General features: G+C 66.2%; 3 protein-coding genes. All 3 read right to left on the reverse strand.

The features are described from left to right. On the reverse strand, window positions 1-729 hold a 729-nt coding region (locus Q8P46_12140), incomplete at its 3' end, for a F0F1 ATP synthase subunit beta (GenBank protein MDP2620904.1). A gap of 35 nt (window positions 730-764) precedes the next feature. Beyond that, window positions 765-1,640: a F0F1 ATP synthase subunit gamma gene (locus Q8P46_12145; GenBank protein MDP2620905.1), complete on the reverse strand. Its 876-nt coding sequence runs from the start codon at window positions 1,638-1,640 to the stop codon at window positions 765-767. A 29-nt stretch (window positions 1,641-1,669) separates the two neighbouring features. Continuing rightward, window positions 1,670-2,840, reverse strand: a 1,171-nt coding sequence (atpA, locus tag Q8P46_12150) for a F0F1 ATP synthase subunit alpha (GenBank protein MDP2620906.1), incomplete at its 5' end; no start/stop codon positions are given.

Consider the following 2,840-nt stretch of genomic DNA (forward strand, 5'->3'; position numbering starts at 1 on the left):
GCGGGCGCGCGCGCCCGGCGGCTCGTTCATCTGCCCGTAGACCAGCGCGCATTTCGAGCCCTCGGCCGAGCCGCCATGCTTCTTCGGGTCCATGTTGACGCCGGATTCGATCATCTCGTGATAGAGATCGTTGCCCTCGCGCGTGCGCTCACCGACGCCGGCGAACACCGAGTAGCCGCCATGCGCCTTGGCGATGTTGTTGATCAGCTCCATGATGATGACGGTCTTGCCGACGCCGGCGCCGCCGAACAGGCCGATCTTGCCGCCCTTGGCGTAAGGCGCCAACAGGTCGACGACCTTGATGCCGGTGGCCAGGATCTCAGCCTCCGTCGACTGTTCGACATAGGCCGGCGCGTCCTGATGGATGCCGCGCTTTTCCTTGGTCTTGATCGGGCCGGCCTCGTCGACCGGCTCGCCGACCACGTTCATGATGCGGCCCAGCGTCTCGTCGCCGACCGGAACCGAGATCGCATCGCCGGTGTCGGCGACCTCCTGGCCGCGCACCAGGCCCTCGGTGGAATCCATCGCCACCGTGCGCACGGTGTTCTCGCCGAGATGCTGGGCGACCTCGAGCACCAGCCGCCGGCCGTGATTGTCGGTCGTGAGCGCGTTGAGGATCGCCGGCAGCTCCTCGTCGAACTGAACGTCGACGACGGCGCCCATCACCTGGGTGACGCGGCCGGCGGCCTGGTTCTTCTTTGCCTTCGATGCGGCGGGTTTGCGTGCCATGTCCTGTTACCCTTCGGTCAAAACTTTGCGGCGGCCTAAAGCGCCTCGGCGCCGGATATGATTTCGATCAGCTCCTTGGTGATCTGAGCCTGGCGCTGGCGGTTGTAGCTCAGCGTCAGCTTGTCGATCATCTCGCCGGCATTGCGGGTGGCGTTGTCCATCGCGCTCATCCGCGCGCCCTGCTCGGAGGCCGCGTTCTCCAGGAGCGCGCGGTAGATCTGCACGGCGATGTTGCGCGGCAGGAGATCGGCGAGAATCCGATGCTCCTCCGGCTCGTATTCATAGGCCGCGGCGGCCGGCGGCGCGTCGGTTTCCGGAACGCTCGCCGGGATCACTCTTTGCGCCGTCGGAACTTGGGCGATCACCGATTTGAAGCGCGAGAAGAACAAGGTAGCGATGTCGAGCTCGCCTTCCTCGAACAGCGCCAGCACCTTGCCGGCGACGGCGCGGGCGTTGGCGAAGCCGATCTGGCGGACTTCGCGCAGGCTGATCGTCTCGACGATGCTGCCGCCGAACTGGCGCTTGAGCTGGTCGAAGCCCTTCCTGCCGACGCACAAGATCTTGACCGTCTTGCCGTCGGCGATCAGCCGGTTGGCGTGCTCGCGGCAAAGCCGCACGATCGACGAGTTGAAGGCGCCGCACAGGCCGCGCTCGGCGGTGCAGACGATCAGCAGATGGTGCCGGTCGCTGCCGGTGCCGACCATCAGCCTCGGCGCGTCGTCCGGGTGCTTGAGGGCTGCTGTGAGGTTGACCAGCACCGTCTCCATCCGCTCCGCATAGGGCCGGGCGGCCTCCGCCCGGCTCTGGGCGCGGCGCAGCTTCGCCGCGGCCACCATCTGCATGGCCTTGGTGATCTTCTGCGTCGCCTTGACCGAGGCGATGCGGTTGCGCAGGTCCTTGAGGCTCGGCATGGGGCGCTTACGTCCGTTCTATCCGGCGATCAGGCAAACGCCTTGGCGAAGGCGTCGACGGCGTCCTTGAGCTTCTCGCCGGTCGCCTCGGAAATCTCGCCTTCGCCGCGGATCGTATCGAGGATGTCCTGGTGCTTGTCGCGCATGTGGCGCAACAGCCCGTCCTCGAACCGGCCCGCGTCCGAGACCGGCAGCGGGTCGAGATAGCCGTTGACGCCGGCATAGATGACGACCACCTGCTCCTCGACCTTGAGCGGCGAGAATTGCGCCTGCTTGAGAAGCTCTGTCAGCCGGGCGCCGCGGTTGAGCAGGCGCTGGGTCGCGGCATCGAGGTCCGAGCCGAACTGGGCGAAGGCGGCCATCTCGCGATATTGCGCAAGCTCGCCTTTGATGCGGCCTGCGACCTGCTTCATCGCCTTGACCTGGGCCGCCGAGCCGACGCGCGACACCGACAGACCGACATTCACCGCTGGCCTGATGCCCTGATAGAACAGGTCGGTCTCGAGGAAGATCTGCCCGTCGGTGATCGAAATCACATTGGTCGGGATATAGGCCGACACGTCGTTGGCCTGGGTCTCGATCACCGGCAGGGCGGTGAGCGATCCGGCGCCGTTTTCCTCGTTGAGCTTGGCGGCGCGCTCGAGCAGCCGCGAATGCAGATAGAACACGTCGCCCGGATAGGCCTCGCGGCCCGGAGGGCGGCGCAGCAGCAGCGACATCTGGCGGTAGGAGACCGCCTGCTTCGACAGATCGTCATAGGCGATCACCGCGTGCATGCCGTTGTCGCGGAAGAACTCGCCCATGGCGCAGCCGGAAAACGGCGCCAGGAACTGCATCGGCGCCGGGTCCGACGCCGTGGCGGCGACGATGATCGAATAGTCGAGCGCGCCGTTTTCCTCCAGCATCTTGACGAACTGGGCGACGGTCGAGCGCTTCTGGCCGACGGCGACATAGACGCAATACAGCTTGTGGCTTTCGTCGTCGCCCTGGTTGAGCGACTTCTGGTTGAGGAAGGTGTCGAGGATGATCGCGGTCTTGCCGGTCTGGCGGTCGCCGATGACCAGCTCGCGCTGGCCGCGGCCGATCGGGATCAGCGCATCGATGGCCTTGAGGCCGGTCGACATCGGCTCATGCACCGACTTGCGCGGCATGATGCCCGGCGCCTTGACGTCGACGCGGGCGCGGGTCTTGGTCTTGATC

This window comes from Hyphomicrobiales bacterium (assembly GCA_030688605.1).
Classification (GTDB): domain Bacteria; phylum Pseudomonadota; class Alphaproteobacteria; order Rhizobiales; family NORP267; genus JAUYJB01.

Excerpts from the sequence above, each read along its gene's own strand:
- Q8P46_12145 (MDP2620905.1), bottom strand. The coding sequence starts at position 1,640 with ATGCCGAGCCTCAAGGACCTGCGCAACCGCATCGCCTCGGTCAAGGCG.